Source organism: Acinetobacter sp. 24-47-67 (assembly GCF_056779735.1).
This window is the reverse complement of record NZ_JBWYIK010000010.1, coordinates 81,988-101,503: the sequence shown is the minus strand read 5'-3', so window position 1 is coordinate 101,503 and position 19,516 is coordinate 81,988. Positions and strand designations below refer to the sequence as shown.

At 38.0% G+C, this 19,516-nt stretch carries 17 protein-coding genes; 6 read left to right on the top strand and 11 right to left on the bottom strand.

Annotated features, from left to right (window positions below):
* Positions 1 to 136: 136 nt before the first annotated feature.
* Positions 137 to 1,159 carry a flavin reductase family protein gene (locus AC1M9K_RS12005; protein ID WP_481589400.1) on the top strand — a complete coding sequence of 341 codons (1,023 nt, stop codon included), beginning with the start codon at positions 137 to 139 and terminating at the stop codon, positions 1,157 to 1,159.
* A gap of 33 nt (positions 1,160 to 1,192) precedes the next feature.
* Positions 1,193 to 2,335 carry a fatty acid desaturase family protein gene (locus tag AC1M9K_RS12000; RefSeq protein ID WP_481589399.1) on the top strand — a complete coding sequence of 381 codons (1,143 nt, stop codon included), beginning with the start codon at positions 1,193 to 1,195 and terminating at the stop codon, positions 2,333 to 2,335.
* A 170-nt stretch (positions 2,336 to 2,505) separates the two neighbouring features.
* Here AC1M9K_RS12000 and AC1M9K_RS11995 read toward each other — a convergent pair whose 3' ends face one another.
* The 6 genes from AC1M9K_RS11995 to AC1M9K_RS11970 all read right to left on the bottom strand — a co-directional run bounded on the left by AC1M9K_RS11995 (position 2,506) and on the right by AC1M9K_RS11970 (position 6,093).
* The gene (locus AC1M9K_RS11995; RefSeq protein ID WP_180000349.1) at positions 2,506 to 3,009 is read right to left on the bottom strand and encodes a hypothetical protein; all 504 of its coding nucleotides are present in this window, start codon (positions 3,007 to 3,009) and stop codon (positions 2,506 to 2,508) included.
* A gap of 258 nt (positions 3,010 to 3,267) precedes the next feature.
* Positions 3,268 to 3,615 carry a hypothetical protein gene (locus AC1M9K_RS11990; RefSeq protein WP_481589398.1) on the bottom strand — a complete coding sequence of 116 codons (348 nt, stop codon included), beginning with the start codon at positions 3,613 to 3,615 and terminating at the stop codon, positions 3,268 to 3,270.
* Positions 3,616 to 3,950: 335 nt separating this feature from the next.
* Positions 3,951 to 4,439 (bottom strand): NF045616 family extracytoplasmic (lipo)protein, encoded by a 489-nt coding sequence (locus AC1M9K_RS11985; protein ID WP_179999982.1) that lies wholly within the window; start codon positions 4,437 to 4,439, stop codon positions 3,951 to 3,953.
* The gene (locus AC1M9K_RS11980) at positions 4,436 to 5,134 is read right to left on the bottom strand and encodes a zinc protease (protein WP_481589397.1); all 699 of its coding nucleotides are present in this window, start codon (positions 5,132 to 5,134) and stop codon (positions 4,436 to 4,438) included. Before AC1M9K_RS11980 ends, AC1M9K_RS11985 begins: the two co-directional genes overlap by 4 nt.
* The gene (locus AC1M9K_RS11975; RefSeq protein WP_481589396.1) at positions 5,124 to 5,651 is read right to left on the bottom strand and encodes a PAAR domain-containing protein; all 528 of its coding nucleotides are present in this window, start codon (positions 5,649 to 5,651) and stop codon (positions 5,124 to 5,126) included. Before AC1M9K_RS11975 ends, AC1M9K_RS11980 begins: the two co-directional genes overlap by 11 nt.
* Complete coding sequence (locus AC1M9K_RS11970; protein WP_481589395.1) at positions 5,644 to 6,093, bottom strand: PAAR domain-containing protein; 450 nt, start codon at positions 6,091 to 6,093, stop codon at positions 5,644 to 5,646. The genes AC1M9K_RS11975 and AC1M9K_RS11970 overlap by 8 nt, the downstream gene beginning before the upstream one ends.
* A 270-nt stretch (positions 6,094 to 6,363) precedes the next feature.
* Here AC1M9K_RS11970 and rph point away from each other — a divergent pair, with 270 nt between their 5' ends.
* Positions 6,364 to 7,080: a ribonuclease PH gene (gene rph / locus AC1M9K_RS11965; protein WP_035270511.1), complete on the top strand. Its 717-nt coding sequence runs from the start codon at positions 6,364 to 6,366 to the stop codon at positions 7,078 to 7,080.
* A 308-nt stretch (positions 7,081 to 7,388) separates the two neighbouring features.
* Positions 7,389 to 9,620 carry a phosphocholine-specific phospholipase C gene (locus AC1M9K_RS11960; RefSeq protein WP_481589394.1) on the top strand — a complete coding sequence of 744 codons (2,232 nt, stop codon included), beginning with the start codon at positions 7,389 to 7,391 and terminating at the stop codon, positions 9,618 to 9,620.
* Between the two features lie 60 nt (positions 9,621 to 9,680).
* Here AC1M9K_RS11960 and AC1M9K_RS11955 read toward each other — a convergent pair whose 3' ends face one another.
* Together AC1M9K_RS11955 and nadC are read right to left on the bottom strand one after the other, a co-directional pair.
* Positions 9,681 to 12,011, bottom strand: a complete 2,331-nt coding sequence (locus tag AC1M9K_RS11955; protein WP_481589393.1) for a DUF6351 family protein — start codon at positions 12,009 to 12,011, stop codon at positions 9,681 to 9,683.
* Between the two features lie 433 nt (positions 12,012 to 12,444).
* Positions 12,445 to 13,290, bottom strand: a complete 846-nt coding sequence (gene nadC / locus AC1M9K_RS11950) for a carboxylating nicotinate-nucleotide diphosphorylase (RefSeq protein WP_179999994.1) — start codon at positions 13,288 to 13,290, stop codon at positions 12,445 to 12,447.
* A gap of 145 nt (positions 13,291 to 13,435) precedes the next feature.
* On the opposite strand from nadC, the gene ampD reads away from it, so the two are divergent.
* A complete protein-coding gene (ampD, locus tag AC1M9K_RS11945) occupies positions 13,436 to 14,005 on the top strand; it encodes a 1,6-anhydro-N-acetylmuramyl-L-alanine amidase AmpD (protein WP_035267755.1) in 570 nt (189 codons plus the stop codon).
* A gap of 68 nt (positions 14,006 to 14,073) precedes the next feature.
* Positions 14,074 to 15,627, top strand: a complete 1,554-nt coding sequence (gene murJ / locus AC1M9K_RS11940) for a murein biosynthesis integral membrane protein MurJ (protein WP_481589413.1) — start codon at positions 14,074 to 14,076, stop codon at positions 15,625 to 15,627.
* A gap of 72 nt (positions 15,628 to 15,699) precedes the next feature.
* Here the strand turns inward: murJ and bamJ (AC1M9K_RS11935) are convergent, their stop codons facing one another.
* From bamJ (AC1M9K_RS11935) to AC1M9K_RS11925, 3 genes are all read right to left on the bottom strand, one after another.
* Complete coding sequence (gene bamJ / locus AC1M9K_RS11935) at positions 15,700 to 16,389, bottom strand: BamJ family beta-barrel-assembly machinery protein (protein WP_035267761.1); 690 nt, start codon at positions 16,387 to 16,389, stop codon at positions 15,700 to 15,702.
* 47 nt (positions 16,390 to 16,436) lie between these two features.
* Positions 16,437 to 17,144 carry a BamJ family beta-barrel-assembly machinery protein gene (gene bamJ / locus AC1M9K_RS11930; protein WP_481589392.1) on the bottom strand — a complete coding sequence of 236 codons (708 nt, stop codon included), beginning with the start codon at positions 17,142 to 17,144 and terminating at the stop codon, positions 16,437 to 16,439.
* Positions 17,145 to 17,326: 182 nt separating this feature from the next.
* On the bottom strand, positions 17,327 to 19,513 hold the full coding sequence (locus tag AC1M9K_RS11925; protein WP_481589391.1) for a polysaccharide biosynthesis tyrosine autokinase: 2,187 nt from the start codon (positions 19,511 to 19,513) through the stop codon (positions 17,327 to 17,329).
* Positions 19,514 to 19,516 lie beyond the last annotated feature (3 nt).

Sequence of the window (19,516 nt, the reverse complement as noted above, 5' to 3'; positions counted from 1 at the left end):
AAAATATAAAAATTAAACGACGAATGTCAGTGAACATGTGTTGACTCAATTTTAAAATCAATATAGTGTACACATGTTCACTATTAGAACACTTGTTCACTCAATTAAATTGAAATACAAAAGAGGAACGTTTGAGATGAGTAGTTATCTGTCATATCGTCCTGAATGGATTCGAGAAGATTTCGTCGATTTTATCGCTGAAAAAATACATCCCACTTTGGCTTGGAAAAAAGTCAAAGCATCGCTCGTGAGTCGTGAGGCACTTAGTCACGATTTCTATGAGATTCATTTATGTCCAAATCACAATTTCGATTTTCAACAGATTGAGGCAGGGCAAAGTGTTTTAGTGACAGTCGTAATTGCAGGCGTGCGTCTACAACGTAGTTATTCGATTGTGGAAATTTCTGCGACAGGTAATCTGGTGATTGCTGTCCGAGCTCAAGGAGTAGTGTCGAATTGTTTAAGCCAATTGGCGATAGGTTCTGTTGTGGAAATTTCTCAAGCGCAAGGTAAATTTACGCTTGAGCCAACTCAACAGCCAATTGTGTTATTGGCGTCGGGGAGTGGCATTACCGCCATTTATGCATTGCTTACGAAGGCTTTAAACACATTATCTGTACCTATCTATTTGATTTATTTCTGTCGAGATGACGCGTTCCACGTGAAACTACAACACCTCGCTTCAAAACATGATCATTTTAATTATCACTATTTTAATACACGCCAACATAAACAATATCTGACATTGGCGTTGTTAGAGCAGTTAATGCCAAGTTTTAGGCAAGCACAGATTTATGCATGCGGTGCAACTTCGATGATGCAAGCTGTAAATCAAATTTGTCATGAAGAGGGGATCAGCAATCAGCTCAAACAAGAGTTTTTTCAAATCCGTGTAGATGAAGAAATTGAAAAACAATCTGTCACGTTTATCCGCAGTCAGAAATCGTTTGAAGCTCAAAAAAGTTTATTGGTGAGTGCTGAAGAGGCTGGATTAAGACCCGCTCATGGATGCCGAATGGGTATTTGTAATGCATGTGTCTGTAACAAAGTGAGTGGCGCTACTAAAAATATGCTCACAGGTGAAATTGAACATGAGCCAAATCGACAAATTAAATTATGTATTAGTCAGGCAGTAAGCCCTGTTGTGATTAATTTGTAATTTAACGGTATCGTATAAGACTGGAGAAAAATAATGAATATGTCACTTAATACAACATGGCAATCAAAATCTAAACATCTGACCGCTGAGCAAATTGAAGCATTTGGACAACGCGTTGAGCAGATCCGACTCAGTATTATGAATGATTTGGGTGAACAAGATGCCAAATATATTTATAAGATTCGCAACTTTGTTCGCTATAGCGAGATTGGCTCACGTGCATTGCTGATGTTTGGTGGTTGGATTCCACCTGTTTGGTTGGTAGGTACAGGATTACTGGGCGTGTCCAAAATTGTTGAAAATATGGAACTTGGACATAATGTGATGCATGGTCAATTTGACTGGTTGAATGATCCTAGTTTAAACGGTGCGACATATGACTGGGACACCATCTCAACAGGCGATGACTGGAAATATACCCATAACTATGTACATCACACCTATACCAATATTGTGGGGATGGATCATGATGTAGGTTATGGTCTACTTCGTGTTTCAGCATCTCAACCTTGGGAACCAAGATTTTTGTTGAATATTCCATTAGCGATTCAATTGATGGTGTTTTTTGAATGGTATGTCGGTGTTCAAAACCTACACTTGGAAGACGCGCTTGTTTATAAAACCAAATCTTGGAAACAAGTGTGGAAAGATGCTGAAAAATTAAGAAAAAAAGTAAGACGTCAGGTGGTGAAGGATTATGTCTTTTTCCCGATTATCGCTGGTCCAAATGCGCTTCCTGTCTTCGCAGGAAATGCAGTTGCAAATGTGATTAGAAGTTTATGGTCATCTGCAGTGATTTTTAATGGTCATTTTACTGAAGATGCAGAAACATTTGAGATGGATAATACCGAAAATGAAACGCGAGCAGAATGGTATTTACGTCAAATTCGAGGTTCAAGTAACTTTACCGGAACATCATGGCTGCATATTTTGAGTGGTAATTTGAGTCATCAAATCGAGCATCATTTATTCCCTGATATGCCTGCAAATCGCTATGCAGAAGCTGCGCCAAAAATTAAAGCATTATGTGAGGAATATGGCATTCACTATAATGAAGCTAACTTTATGAAACAATTCTGGAGCGTTTGGGTTCGTTTAGCTAAATGTTCTTTACCAAATGATAAGACAGCTAAAATTTCTCAATCTATAAAAAAATTAAGAGGAATATTTGCTTGAGTACTATCATCTAGTTAAATTCATGAAATACGTGAAGCATTAATCAAAATTTATGCGTGGAGCGTGAAGAGTCAAAAAAAGCCCAATTGTTGAGAATTGGGCTTTTAATTATGCTGTAAATATATCATTTATATAAAATAAAAGTATATTTACGCATAAGGTAAAATATATTAATTTAACTTTAAACATTGAGATCCATTAATTAAATCTGGATCATTTTTTAAAAGATTTAAATATTCACTTTGCAACACAAAAGTTTTATTCAAAGTTGTATCATATCGTTTTGCTAATTCTTTTCTTTCCAAATGATTCTGATATTTTTTCAAAAATTTATTAATAATACACATTGAATCAATAGCATCCCCCGATATTAACCTGTAACTTGTAATGTCTTTCTTATAGTCTAACCCCCCCATATCATAAGTATTAAAAAGTGATTCAATTTCACTCAAAGCATATAAATATAAATGATCGTTAACTTCCGAAGGGTTTTCTGAATTTTTATATGCAGCTCTATAAACAAAGCTTGCACTTTCTAAACTACTTGAAATAGCCATAATTTTTGTTTGTACTATTTGTTTATCTAACTCGTCTTCATCAATTGTATTTTTTTTAGCATTAGAGCAAGAAGAAAGAAGCAGAGAGCAAATTAATAGAGAGAAGATCTTTTTCATTAATACGTTCCATCAAATTTTTCAAATTCTTCTTTTCTAGGAGTTCTGTAGCCTTCTGAAACAGCAAAACTAAGAGCTTGTTTATTCCATCGTTTTCCAAAAATCATCGTATACAATCTTTCACTAATCATAAAAGGACCACCATTTTTTAGAATTTATCCGACTTTACCGACATATTCTGCTTTTGAAAACATACCATAGCCAGTTGGCGTAAGCTGAATGATTAGAGATCCTTTCTGATTAAAGATATAATAAAATTTATTTTATATCACGACAGTCATCCTGAATTTTTTCATTACCATATATCTTATTTAGTTTTTCTTTCCACTTTAACTGTTTTGTCTCAATCCACGAGTAAATATCACTGTAATCAATTTCTTTAGGAAGATTTTTCTTATATTCTAGTAGAAAGTTTCGCATCCAACACATCTGATTGACCTCAGCAATACTCATTTGCTCTTCAATTTCATATTTATCACCCGATGTCTTTTCAAAACCTTTTATGACTGCTACCTTTTGGATAGTTGATTGTAATAACGCTTGCGTAATAGGCGTTAAATCAGAATTTATAGCATTTTTATATACTAAATAATCTAGATATATCATGCTTCTAGCGCCTATATTTGCATTTTTGATATCATCCTGCTAATTAGCTGAATTTGTACATCCAGAAATTAAACTTACAAAAAATATAAGACTATAATTTTTTAAATTTTTCATACATAACATTTTTAGGATCACCAGGATATACTCTCTGTTCTTTCATAATATTAACCATCTTTTGATGGAAATCTTGATTAAAGACGTTGATAAACATTTTTCTGTTAATTGTTAGCGGTCCAGCATTTTTATTTATTAAAAACATATCACGAGTCGTTTCAATCACATTGATTGAAACTATACTTTCAACTAAGCTAAATATAATTTAAAAAACAAGCCTATCAGAAACTTGAAAAATTAAAAAAATTTTTAATTTTTTTAATAATTTTTTTTAATTCTACGGAAAGGCTAAAAGGGTTGGCATATTCAGATTTTTGACATTGTAATTGGCTACCCAACTTGTGAATTGATATATTTTTTTGATCATGAAGATTGATGCAAAAATCAGTAGCGTATGTTTTATCCATATCAAGAATTAGAGAATAGGGCCCTGATTCTTTAATATCTTTTAATGAAAATAGTAGGCAATTCTCTTCGTAAATAGGAGGAGTTTTAAGTTTTTCAATAACGACCTCTGAAACAGATCTTGCATTATAACCAGGGATACCTAGAGTTATGAGCGCTATGTGATCATCGCGTAACTTGGAATTAGGATTGTTAGTATAAATACATAAAGAGTTTTGTTTTTTTGTCAAATACAGTGGTTCATGTAATTGATGAGCTAAAACATTCGTTGAAAAAAGTAAAATAAAAAAGCTTAATTTGTTCATGCTTTATCTACCAATTGCGATTGTGGTAAATGCTTTTTATCATAAGGATTTAATAGGAATTCTCGTAAAATTCTTTCTACGTAACCTAATAATTTAATACTTTGAATATGATGTCTTCTCTTAGGTACTTTATTTTGCATATAAACAGCATCATGCCAAAATTCAATAATGCGACCTTGTTGCTCTAGGTTAAATTCATTAAATTTTCGGTCTGTATGTTTACCAGCTAAATCAGTAAAGTATGCGGTATAATCATCTCCATAATCAGGGCTGACGTTACTGCATATATACCCTCCTTGTCTAAAAAGCATTGCAGCTTGTCCAATATGTCTAACTCCTCCTCCTAATTGATATTGCCAAATATGAGTCATTTCATGAATAAAGTGATGTTCTGCCGAATAATCATTTTTACAATTGCTGAAATCAGGAAATTTATCAAATAAACTGCTAGTTAAGTTAATAGCGCCCATAGGGGAAAAAGTATTGCCTGTTAATCCTGGAACGCTCCATGTTGAACTTCTTTTAATAATAACTTTCGTATAATCTATCGAATCTTTAAAGATTTTTTTACACATCTCAATTTCGCCTGTAGTTAAAAGGCGTCTATGTTTTATCGCAACTTGACTAGTCCTAACTTGAGTTTTTTTTGCACTTAGATGTGTATTATGGCTATGAATAACATTTTTAGTGTTCATGCTTATGATCCTCATCACATAAGATATTTATAGTTATTTTTGAGGGTTCTGTATCTTCAATAATTTCTGTATATCCATGTTCATCTGTTATACCTTCAATTTTTTTAGTTGGTGTAATAATTTCATAAAGTACGTTGCTCAAAGGACTATTATCTAGATCATCGATAATTTGAAACTTATGAGCATAGTTAGATGTTTTATGAGTAAATGTTGATAAATTATTAGCTATATTTGATCCAGATATAGCTCCACCATTCTCCCCAACAACATGAACTTGTTTAGGCATTAAAGTAGCACCACACGTGAACTTATCACCGACATAAGCGACTGCTTTACCATCAAAAATCACATGGTCATTGCTTTTAATCAAAGTGGACCAGGTTTTACATTTTGGACAAGCAAAACCATCACCCGCACGAAGAAATAGGTTTCCCATTTGAGAACTTCGCGATTGAGTGGATAACACTGTTCCACCATGACTTGTTGTAGAACCATGTATGCCAAAACCTTTAGACACTCTTTGATCCTCCAATCATCGAAATCATGAAATCTTTGGGTAAAGCGGCATCATGATACAAACGTAAGACATGAGCGGTTATTGGACTATCGATAATTTCATCACCATTTTCTAATGGTGAGCCAATAAGTGCTGCGGATCGATTATGAACAGTGATGGCACTACCAGCACCAGAGATAATTTTTGCTGTTGAACCATCAGTATATATCGCTTCATCGCCTACTAAAGCTAAAGAAATACCTTTGACCTTATAGGTATCAGTAGATGCTCTTACTAAACCACCTTTTTTCGTTTTAGAACCATTAAATGCAGCATAAAATTTGGTATACGCCTTATTACTCCAATAGAGTTGCTCTGCTTGGTGAATCTTTTGAATATCATCTTGGGAAAGCTTTTTTAGCTGCTCTTCTGGCAGTTCATGCAAAAAAATAGGGCTAGTCATACTAGATCCAATTATTCTAATTTAATAAAGAATAACAAAATACAGAATGAAGAAAAAGTTCAAAATGTAATCGCACATTATCAAGAATAGTGATCATTATACATATGGGCGTTAAACGAAGTCTGATCATTTTTTATGTCAACTCAGTTCAAACCAATGTATGTTTTTAAATGAAACTGCAATTTTAAAACACGGACTTATAACAAAGTCAGATGCCATCAATCTGCTATAATGTGTCCAATCTTTTTTAAGTAAAAATTAGGACGTATTATGCGTATTGACCAGCGTGCATTAGACCAGTTACGTGACGTTAAAATTACTCGAAACTATACACGTTATGCAGAAGGTTCAGTTTTAGTTGAATTTGGTCATACCAAAGTTCTTTGTACTGCCAGTGTTGATAATTCAGTACCGCGCTTCTTGAAAGGAAAAGGCCAAGGTTGGGTGACTGCTGAATATGGCATGTTGCCACGTTCAACCCATACACGCAGTGACCGTGAGGCAGCTCGTGGTAAACAAAGTGGACGTACTCAAGAAATTCAACGCTTAATCGGTCGTAGCTTACGTGCTATGGTGGATTTGAAGAAATTGGGTGAAAACACGATTACAATCGACTGTGATGTTATTCAAGCCGATGGTGGTACACGTACAGCGTCTATTACAGGTGCTGCGGTAGCCTTGATTGATGCTATGAATTCATTACTTGAGAAAAAGAAAATCAAACAAGATCCACTCAAAGGTTTGGTGGCTGCAATTTCTGTTGGTATTTATCAAGACGAAGTACTACTCGACTTATGTTATGAAGAAGATTCAAACTGCCAAACAGACTTGAATGTGGTGATGACTCAGGCGGGTGAGTTTATTGAAATTCAAGGTACTGCGGAAGATAAACCGTTCACGCGTACGCAATGTAACGCAATGCTTGAAATGGCTGAGAAAGGCATTCAAGAGTTAATTCAAAAGCAACAACAAGCACTAGGCTGGTAATTCGCATTTGATTGCATGCGTTGATTGTAAAAAAGCACCTTGATAGAGGTGCTTTTTTTATTTCATAGATTTGCAATTGAAGCTTCATTGCAGCGTCACGAAAAAAGCGTATCACTGAGTTCGCATAAAACGAGAAGGATAACTACATGCGAGCTTATTTTTTTATACTCATCCTTACACCAAGTATTTTGTTAACAGCTTGTGGGGGAGATGATGATAACCAAACATCCAAACCGCAACCTTCAGATCCAAGCTGTGAAATCCACTGTGCTCCATAACCATAATAAGAATAACAACAGGATAAATATATGAACCGTCGTGACTTTATTTTAAATTCGACCAAGACATTATTGGGCGCATCTGCATTAGCAAGTTTTCCGCTGAGTATTCAAAAAGCTTTAGCAATTGATGCAAAAGTGGAAACTGGCACTATTCAAGATGTGAAACATGTGGTGATTTTGACTCAAGAAAATCGTTCTTTTGATAACTATTTTGGAACATTCAAAGGAGTACGTGGTTTTGGTGATCGATTCACCATTCCATTGAGTGGTAAAAGAGCGGTGTGGGAACAGTATGATGGCAACAAAAATAAAATTTTGCCTTATCACCTAGACAGTTCATTGGGCAATGCTCAACGTGTTTCGGGCACACCTCATTCATGGAAGGATGGTCAAGCCGCTTGGGATTGTGGGCGTATGGGCAATTGGGTAGAACATAAACAACCCCAATCCATGGGCTATTTTAAGAAACAAGAGCTCGAGTTCCAGTTTGCACTAGCAGAAGCATTTACTTTATGTGATGCCTACCATTGCGCTATGCACGCGGGAACTAATCCCAATCGTAAATTTATTTGGACAGGGACCAACGGGCCAACTGCTGCAGGTGTCGCGAGTGTAGTCAACGAGTTTGATAGTATTGGCTCATCAATGATTGGTTACGGCTGGACCACGTATCCTGAACGCTTACAGCAAGCTGGGATCAGTTGGAAGGTTTATCAAAATATGCCCGATAATTTTACGGATAATCCTTTAGCTGGATTTAAGCAATATCGCAAAGCCAATGAATTATCTGGTAAGCCGGTTAGCCATGCCAATATTTTGTCGCCTGAATATGATGAGCGTATTGATCAACGACAACCTCTCTATAAGGGTATTGCCAATACGATGCCTAAGGACGGCGGTTTATTAGGACAATTTAAACAAGATATCTTAGAGGGTAAATTGCCACAGGTGAGCTGGGTGGTCGCACCGGCAGCGTATAGTGAACATCCGGGACCATCAAGTCCTGTTCAAGGCGCGTGGTACATTCAAGAACTGTTAAACACTTTAACGGCAGATCCAGAGTTATGGAGTCAGACGGTTTTACTGGTCAATTTTGATGAAAATGATGGTTTCTTTGATCATGTACCATCGCCATCTGCACCATCAAGAGAAATCAATGAAGCAGGTGATATCGTTAAAGTTCATGGTAAAACCACGTTATCAGAACAAGAGATATCATATGAATATTTCAATCACCCACGTGTATCAGGTTCGATAGCACAGCCTGAATTAAAATTTAAAAATGGTAAGAATGAAAACTTCTGGCATGGTGTGTATGGCCCAGGAGTACGTGTTCCAATGTATATCATTTCACCGTGGAGTCGTGGGGGATGGGTCAACTCTCAGGTATTTGATCATACTTCAATTATTCAATTTCTTGAGCAATGTTTTGGCGTGCAAGAGCCTAATATTAGCCCTTATCGTAGAGCAGTCTGTGGTGACCTTACGTCGGCGTTTGACTTTAAGACACCTAACTTTAATATTCTGCCAACACTTAATGGGCAAAGAACAAAACAAGAAGCTGACAATACGCGTCATTCGCAAGAGCAACTTAGCAAGGTTCCAGTCCCAGCAAATCAACAATTTCCTGTGCAAGAATCTGGAATACGTCATTCTCGAGCATTACCTTATTTATTACATACCAGCGCGCGCGTACAGGTTGCAACCCGAAACATACAATTGATTTTCGCAAATGGTGGAGAACAAGGTGCGGTTTTCCATGTCTATGACAAACTAGATTTAAATGCCATTCCTCGACGTTTTATGGTGGAGGCAGGCAAACAGCTTGAGGATGTTTGGGAACTAGTAGATGATCAATATGATCTTTGGATACTTGGACCAAATGGTTATCATCGAGCATTCAAGGGAAATCTTCACCATCAAATTGAAAGAGATCATTTGCCAGAAATTCGAATTTGCTATGAAGCCTGTCAACCTAAAATAATTTTAAAAATACGGCATGATGGTGCTGAAGCTGTGGAGATGATGGTCAAGGACAATGCGTACTACAATCAAAAAATGTGGACTGTCAAAACTCAAGCGAATGAGGCTGAACTTCATCTTGATTTAACGGAGTCTTGGGGATGGTATGATTTTAATGTGGTAATCGCCCAACAGCAGGGAGAGCAGGCTTATGAACGTCGATTTGCTGGACGTATTGAAACAGGGCAGCATACATGTACCGATCCTATGATGGGATTATTGCAACCTAAATCTTAAACACGAAGTAAAAAAGCCGTGAATGTTCACGGCTTTTTTTACAATTGAAAAATTCAGGCATTAAGACAGTCGAAATGAATTAGAGATCCAACCTTTCGGAAGTTGAGGCATTATAAGCTCCTCAGGGCGATTTGGATCTTCATCCAGTTGCTTACCACCATAAATGACATCATTGATCTGTCCATTTTGATTTTGATATGTTAACCAAGGATAGGTTTTACCAAACCCAACAGGATCTTGGGTGTAATCACAAACACCATCTGGAAAAACTTTTTGTAATCGAGCCCATTGCTCATCTGTAAAGTTAATATTGGGGTAAAGACGACGTGTGAGTGGTTGTAGTTTACATTTATTGGCGTAGGTACTAATTTGATCACCTGCTACCATTCGCGGTGTTTTATAGACTGGTACACGAAGGTTATTGCAGAACCCAGATCTTCGAATCGTTCCTAATGTGATACATGAGTCGTTAAGATTTACTTTATTGCGAGTGAGTTTCTGTGGCAGAGGTAAATTGCTTGTATCATTTTTTACGCGATCCAACCATTGGTTCATATCATCGAAACTGATTTCTAAACATTTAAGATCGCCAATCATAATGGTATCACCTCCATACAGAAGCTGATTGTTATGATGTCCATGTGCTTTGTCTAAACGTGCTCTAATCGCGAATGCTCGGTAAGCATCATGGAATATTGCTGGATCTGGACCACGACAATCAATAATCGCCACTTGATCTAAATTATTGGCAACATTGATTAAACCAGTTCGATAAGCATTTTTTAAACCTTGCTCCGTGGCATATAACCGTTCGGGAATTGGATTAATATCAATATCAACTCCACCGAGGCGTTCATTTAATAAAACAAATTTTTCAGCATTGATCACACCATCAAATAAGGTTTGAAGCCCGTATTGCACACCGACATTATCAATTGGTAGGTTAGCAAACCCAATATTTCGCTGGTTTTCGACAGGACTCCAAATTTGTCTAAGCTGTTGTGTATTTGGATCAACTTCAGTTGGATTTCTGAGACCCAACAAATTTACAGCAGCCTCTTGAATTGAACAGCGTGTCCCATTCGGATTTGAGGTGGCATTGTACAGTTGTGTTTCTGATATTCCGCTACAAATTGTATTTGGTCGAGCAACATCGAATTGCGCAAGTTCACTGACATAACCATTAATCTCAGAAATATGACCTTGAATATGGTTAATTTGATGAGGGAGGAAAGAGCGGCCTTCTACTGTTTTAAAATAATTGATCATAATATGATAATCAGCAAACTGAGACGCTGTACTCCATGCGTCAGGGAAGGAGCACGTTACTAACAAACCTTGGTATACACCTGGATAAGCGTTAGCTACCCATTGAGATGCGAGCGCGCCACCTGAGCAGCCTTGTCCAATCGTGTAGTCTAAAGTACCGTATTGTTCGATAAAACGTTCTTTGGCCATAATGATTGATTCAGCTTGAACCGCCAAATTACAGTTATGTCCACTGTTGGATAGCGCCGTAGACATGACGCCATAACCTTTGCCCAAAGCCTTGATGGTAATATCTGGCAAAATAGAAGTTGATGTCGCAACCACGGTAGGCGCGGTTGCAGACTGATAATCATTTCCGCAACTTTGCCCATGGGTTACTAACAGCTTATTATTAAATTGGGGTTGTGGATTCAGCGCAGTCCAAGGCTGATTAGGATTAAACAATACAGCAAACCGATATTCATCACGATTTTGATAGCCGACTTCTTCTCGAATGATAAATGGTACTTCTACGCCTGTATCGGTCTTAATTTTGGAAATTAGACCCGCCGAAGGTGGTTTCTCAGGATTGTAGGTCTGTAAAGTTCCGACCAAATTCCGATAGTAGTAATTATATTGAACAGGTTTACGACAAAATAAATCAGTCGAGCCGTTGGTACAGGTCCATGGATTAATTTGAGGTCCAGATAAAAGAGGGCCTGTGGTACTGAAATTTTTTAAATATAAATTTTGAATTGCGTTTGGTGTTTCAATTTTAAGTAGATTTTCCCCTAACTGTAATCCATCCAATAGCACTCTATTTTGAGCATTGGAAAAGCGAGATTTGATGTCCTGTCCATTTAAATGAATGCTTATATTTGCGTCATTAAAATTAATCGATGGGTCTAATTCGATCAATACATCATTATCTGTCACAAGATCGGGGCGAGTTGATAAAACAGTCACGAATTCTTTTTCAATTTTATTCGTTGGATTGTCAGGATCAGTTGGATTGGTCGGAGTTGGCTGTGATCCATTACCACCGCCTGAATTCCCCCCAGATTCGCTGGAGCTTTTACAACCGAGGAGTAAGCTGCTACTAATCGCGACGCTTAAAAGCGTATAGATCATTTGCGTTTTCATGTGATTTCCCTAATGTACAACATGGTGGATGCAATCGATCCGATGACTGCATTTCTTTTTATTTATTCACTGACATTCAGCATGGTCTATGCGTTGACACCCTCCTATTATTTAGACAATGCGAACTCATGGTTTAATTGTATTTATTGGCTTCACTATGAATGAAAATTAGGCAGTATTCCATGACAGAAAATTGAATAATTGTAAAATTAAGGCAAATAAATAATTGAAATTTAATGATTTACTTTGCATTCTATAGGCATATTATGATTTTGATTAAAAAATAATCTTAAAGCGTGGAAGGTATCAACTAGGACCTTATAAATTCAAATTTTTTTGTATTCTTGCGATAAAGTTAATGTAGCATCACAGTTTTAAGCAAATAAAAAAAGGAGCAAAGCCCCTTTTTTATTGAGAGATAGGATTGAATCAATTAAGCGTTAAAGCGCATAGATAAATCGATGGCTTTGACATCTTTAGTCAGTACACCCATTGAAATAAAGTCGACGCCTGAAGTAGCAACTTCACGTAAGTTCTCGATGGTAATATTACCTGAAGCTTCTAATTTACAACGACCAGCCACATGCTTGACTGCATCAATCATTTGTTGTTGGCTGAAATTATCTAACATAACGATATCGGCACCAGCATCTAAAGCTTGGTTTAACTCATCCCAAGTTTCAACTTCGACTTCCACAGGTTTACCTGGTGCAATGGCATGCGCTTTGTCGATTGCTTGCTGAATGCCACCTGCAGCCATAATATGGTTTTCTTTAATTAAAAAAGCATCGAATAAACCTAAACGATGGTTTTGACCACCACCTACACCCACCGCATATTTTTGCGCAATACGTAAGCCTGGTAATGTTTTACGTGTATCCAGTAGTTTGGTATTTAAACCTTCCAAATGTTTCACATATTCAGCCGTTTTTGTAGCAACAGCAGAAAGGGTTTGTACAAAATTAAGTGCTGGGCGTTCAACGGTTAACAGACTGCGTGCTGAGCCGGCAAGTTTTAAAAATGCCTCATTGGCTTGAACTTGATCGCCATCTTGCTTTAACCAAATCACATCAACGCTTGGATCATAGGCTTTAATTAAAGCATTCACCCACGGTTGCCCTGCAAGAATCATCGTTTCGCGACTGATAATGGTTGCTGTTGCTTGTTCATCTTCAGGTGTCAGCAATGCGGTGATATCACGCTCACCAATATCTTCTTGCAATGCTTGTTGGATATTGATTTGAATTGATTGTTCAAGCAAAGATTGCGGTATGCTCATAAAATCCCTATTGTAGGCACCAGAAAAATGAGCAATATATTACCATTGCACCTCAAGTAATGGTGCTGTTTTTTTCGTCCAAGTCTTTTCCAAAGATGAGCGTGGATGAATTGTCATAAGTTGCAAACACGGATTGAGATCACACATGTCGAATGTACCCAAGCTTCAAGTGGTAGATGGTGTATTACAAGGTGCAAGATTTATTGCTTCACCAAATTTTAATCAAAGACCAGACCATACTGACATTCAACTGGTGGTCATCCACAATATTAGCTTACCGCCCTCACAGTTTGGAGGAGGCTATATTGAGCAGTTTTTCCAAAATAAATTAGATTGGAATGCACACCCTTATTTTAAAACCATTGAAGGGATGCAGGTCTCAGCACACTTATTGATTTTAAGGTCAGGCGAAATTTTACAGTTTGTTAATTTTAAAGACCGTGCTTGGCATGCAGGACGCTCTACGTACATGGCAAATCCAGAATGCAATGATTATTCGATTGGCATTGAACTCGAGGGTAGTGATGATCAAGATTTTACGGAACAACAATATCAAGCTTTAGTTGAGGTCGTGGCAACACTTCAACACGCTTATCCTAAAATTAAAAGTCATATCGCAGGGCATTCAGATATTGCACCTGGACGAAAGACCGATCCAGGACCGCATTTTCAATGGGCTTATTTTAGAGATCAATTAAAACAACGAAAAATGTGATGCTTTGTCGAATGAAATAACAATTTAAAAGCGAAGTTTTATTACAATATCGTCAATCTTTTTAAGTGGTGAATATGATGGCGCTTTGGCGATCCACCTTTATTGTGAGTGCAATGACCATGTTGTCTCGTGTCATGGGGCTTATTCGAGACATGGTGCTGTTAAATGTGTTCGGGGCAGGTAAAGACTTCGATACTTTTGTCGTAGCGTTTCGTATTCCCAACTTTTTTAGGCGTCTTTTTGCCGAAGGTGCATTTTCCCAAGCATTTATTCCTGTTCTCACAGAATATAAAACCACCAAACTCCATGCTGAAGTTCAGATCCTAATTAGTCGGGTATTTGGATGTTTGCTTACCGTGATGACTGCATTAACTTTGCTGTGTATGATTGTTGCACCTGCGATATTGTATGTTTATGCGCCAGGATTTCATGCCGATGCAGCCAAATTTGATTTATCAGTCGACTTATTCCGTCTCACCATTCCCTACCTGATGTTTATGTCGCTGACGGCATTTGCTAGCAGTATCTTAAACAGTTATGGCTCGTTCACCACACCGGCATTCGCGCCAGTATTGTTGAATATTGCTATGATTGCAGGGGCTTTGTGGTTATCTCCACATATGGAAACACCCATTATGGCATTGGGTTGGGCAGTGGTGTTTGCTGGCATTTTGCAATTAGCCCTACAAATTCCGGAACTGTGGCGCAAAAAACTCCTGATCCCACCTAAAGTTGATTTTAAGCACGAAGGTGTCGAGCGTATTTTAAAACTAATGTTGCCTGCACTGTTTGGGGTTTCAGTCACACAAATTAATTTACTACTCAATACCATTTGGGCGTCTTTTATGCAAAATGGTTCTGTGTCATGGCTTTATACTGCAGAACGGATGACCGAATTGCCTTTGGGCTTAATTGGTGTAGCCATTGGAACGGTGATTCTGCCTGCACTCTCTGCGCGTAAAGCTGAACAGGATCAAACTAAATTTAAGGCCATGTTAGATTGGGCTGCACGTGTCATCGTATTTGCTGGTATCCCAGCCAGTATCGCTTTATTTATGTTGTCTACACCGATTATTCAAGCGCTGTTCCAACACGGTGCTTTTGATGCACGAGCGACAGAAATGACCGCTTTGGCATTACAATGTATGAGTGGTGGTGTTTTGGCATTTATGTTGATTAAAGTCTTTGCTCCTGGATTTTATGCGATTCAAGATACCAAAACCCCAGTACGTGTTGGCCTAATGGCAGTTGCAGCCAATGCCATTCTCAATGTGGTTTTTATTGGTATCTTCAAATGGATGGGCTGGGAAGAACTCCATATGGCATTGGCGTTGTCATCTACAGGTTCTGCTTTAGTCAATGCAGGGATGCTATATTTCTATTTACACAAGCGTGAAATATTCCGATTTGGTCCGCATTGGAAAAAATTATTTTTCCAATTTATGGTCGGTAACGCCGTGATGATCACAGCTTTATGGTATGGTCTAAGCTGGTATAACCCAGATGTAGCACCGTGGATGCGTGTATTTGAAGTGCTTGGTCTCTGTGTATTGGGTGTGGTTGCTTATGTATTGGGTTTATTTGCGACTGGCTTTAGACCAAGACAATTAAAACATGGCTAGTGTTTCAACCAGACCCTAAATAAAACAAAAAAACATCGCGGAAGCGATGTTTTTTTATAAGTCATGTGAACATTAAGGCAAAACTTTTAAAAGTTCGACATCAAAGATTAAGGTGCTGTTCGGCTCAATCGCATCGCCCGAACCGATCTCACCATAGGCCAAATCAGCAGGAATAAAGAAGCGGTATTTAGCACCTTCCTTCATGAGTTGTAAGCCTTCAGTCCAACCCGGAATGACTTGACTCACTTGGAATTCAACCGCTTGATTACGCGCGATCGAACTATCGAATACTGTGCCATCGATCAAACGCCCTTCATAATGAACTTTCACTTTTGACGTCGCTTTAGGTGTTTTGCCTTGACCTTGCTGAATCACTTGATATTGCAGACCTGTTGGTCGTGTGACGATACCTGCTTTCTTGGCATTCTCTTGTAAAAATTGCTGCCCAGATTTTAAATTTTCTGCAGCCAATTTTTGAAATTCGATCAGCTGTTTGGATTCACTCTGCTTTTTGTATTTGGTTAAAGCCTGCGCCATTTCTTGATCGGTTAAACTCGATTTTTGACCAGTTGAGCCTTGTTTCAATCCTTCAATAAAGGCATCCAAATTAATATCTTTTAATGTATCCGCATTAGTGCGTCCCATCACATAGCCATAGCTATATCCGAGCTGATCTTTCTCAGTACTTTTATTGCTAATGTTTGCCGCAAATGAGGCAGAGCTGAGGATCAGCAGACTGCTTAATATAGAGATTTTTTTCATCATTCAAATCCAAAAAAGGAGAGCTGAGGGCTCTCCTTTTGATTAACTTATTTGACTTCGATTAATTCAACATCAAAAATGAGTGTGCTGTTTGGTGGAATCGTACCAGGAACACCCTGTTCACCATAAGCCAGATTTGATGGAATATATAAGGTTGCTTTACCGCCTTCCTTCATCAATTGTAGGCCTTCGGTCCAACCAAGAATGACCTGATTCAACGGAAATTCAATCGGTTCACCACGTTCAACCGAGCTATCAAAGACTTTGCCATCAAGTAATTTACCGGTGTAATGCACTTTAACCACAGAATTTGCAGCAGGTTGTTTTCCTGTACCTTCTTTGCTGACGAGATACTGCAAACCAGAAGCAGTTGTTTTAACATTCGGTTTTTTTGCATTTTCAGCAAGGAAGCTATTGCTTTGTGCATTGGCAGCTTTAGAGTCTTCGACTTTCTTTTCTTCTAATTCTTTTTGTAAAGCCACATAAGCAGTTTGTAGTTCTTCATCGGTATAGGCACGTTCTTTTTTAGCATGCGCTTCACGGACACCGACAATAAACGGATCAATGGCAACTTCAGGAGGAGTTTGGCTGGCAACTTCATAACCCAGTGCATAACTGATTTTATCAATCGGTTTTGCATCAGCAGTCATGCTAGAAACTGTCGCAGATGTTGGATGTTGACTTGCATAATAAACAGGGACGAGCGCAGCACCGCCTAAAACGACAGCAACAGCGATGGGTAAAGCTTTACTCATGAGATTTCCAATTTTTTTCAATTCTATGTGCGACATTCTAAAATCGCGGAACCAAAACAGCATAGCGTCAATTCACTTTCAGCGATATAGAATTTCAATGAAATCAACAAAATTTCACAAATATACAGTGCTTGATCGGCATAAAAAAAGCCTGAATAGATCAGGCTTTTTTTCAACAATAATTAATCATTGTCCTTTGAGGCTTTATACGCATATGCATAGTTATAACCATAGCCATAACCTGCTGCATTACGTTGAATGTCATTTAAGATAAAGCCATTCACTTTAACACCGGCTTGTTCGAAACGATTGACTGTGATTTCGAGTTCTTTCATTTGTGTCTTCGCATAGCGAGCAATGACAATATTCACACCTGCATATTGCGAAATGATAATACCATCAGTCACCGCAAGTATAGGTGGCGTGTCAATGATCACATGATCAAACTGTGTTGAAAGCTGTTCAAGCAACTGTTTGAATTTTTCAGAACTCAACATCTCAGATGGATTGCTCGGACTCTTACCACGGGTGATCACACTTAAACCAGCGACTTCAGTGTCTCGAATAATATTTTGTAGAGAGTGCTGATCAGTCATGTAATCAGTCAAACCTGGCTGTGTTTCAATATTGAAATATTTGTGTAGATAACCACGACGTAAGTCAGCATCAATAATCAAAACACGTTTGTCGGCTTGCGCTAATATTGTTGCTAAATTGGTTGAAATAAATGATTTACCCACTTCAGGTGCAGGACCTGAAATCATAATCACATTATTTCGAGCTGAACTCAGCGCAAAATGAATCGCCGTGCGCATACTGCGTAAACTTTCAATCGCAATATCATCGCTATTCTTAATCGCCAGAATTGGGATTTTCTTATGCTTTTTCAGCATCTTAATTCGGCTTTCTTGTACTGGCGAACGCGGTACTGTTGCATAAACCGGCAGATCTAATTCATTTTCAATTTGACTAGAATCTTTGATGCCTGAACGCATCATATTACGTAACAGGGCCAGAAGTGTTCCGAGGAAACCACCAAGGAAAATGGACAAAATTAGGATCTGTAATTTTTTAGGCTTAATTGGTTCAATCGGTTCTACGGCCGTATCAACAATACGAACATTACCAATTTCCCCCGCTTTTGCAATGCGAAGTTGTTGGTACGAATTCAGCAAAGCTGTATATAACTGTTGTTTGACTTCAACTTCACGGAATAACTGTAGATAGCGACGTTGCAAGTCAGGGAGTTGTTTTAAAGTACCATCTAATTCATTGATTTTTTTATTGATCGCGCCAAGTTGAGCGTTCATCTGTTGCATGATTGGATGTTCATTGGTGTATTTCGCACCCGCTTCAGCCACTTTTTGCTCAAGTTCCGCTTTTTTTGTTTCTAAAGCAACACTTTGCGTGAGATATAATTCAGATTCTTTAGTGACATCAACCGTATTAAAGCCTTGACGGAATTTGTTAAATTCACGTTCGGCGACATCCAGTTGTTGTTTGAGTTCTGGGAGTTGTTCATCCAAGAATTTCAATGTTTGCGCAGTTTCAGCAGAACGTCGTTCTACATTTTGCTGACTATACGCATTTAAAATCGTATTCAGGACTTTTGTAATATGTTCTTTGTCTTGACCTTGATAGTTTAGACCTAGCACACCAGTCATTTTGCCTTTTTCAGCCACTGAATAGTTGGCCAAAAGTGATTTCATTGCAGCAGGTAAAGATTGTTTGGTGATGAGATACCTGTCATTCAATTGATCTTGTGTGCGAATCTCAACTTTCCATACACCATCGCGTGTAGAGCGTTGATTGAGTTGGTTCAGTAAACCTTTCAGGACCACTTCTTCAGTTCTTAAATCCGTCAGGGTAAATTGTTTCTCAGTAAAATTCAGCGCCAATGCACGGTCACGAAATTTCTGAGGAACATAGAAATGGGGAATAGCAAAAGATTTTTCGTCATCGTTAAAAATCACAGACTGACGTGAATAACTGGTCGAATAGTCATGTGGTGAAAATAAACGATCAAAGAAAGAGTTTTGTGTACCAGATACTCTAAGATCTAAATTTAAATTCTCAATCACTGAACCGAGGACTAATCGAGATTTCAGGATTTCAATTTCAGCTTGAGCGGGTTGTTTCTGATCAATCATTCTTGAAAGATCACCTAAAAGCGCAGCTGATGTACCTTTATTTTCTTCAACTTGAACTAACGCATCAACAGAGTAGGTATCGGGTGTTGTGCGTAAGTAGAGTAGGGCACAGACCAGACTCAAAATCACACATAAGGCAATCAATTTCCATTGTGCGATTAATGAAAAAAATAATTCTTTTAAATCAATTGTATCTTCGGTATTCGCGGTTTGACTCATAAT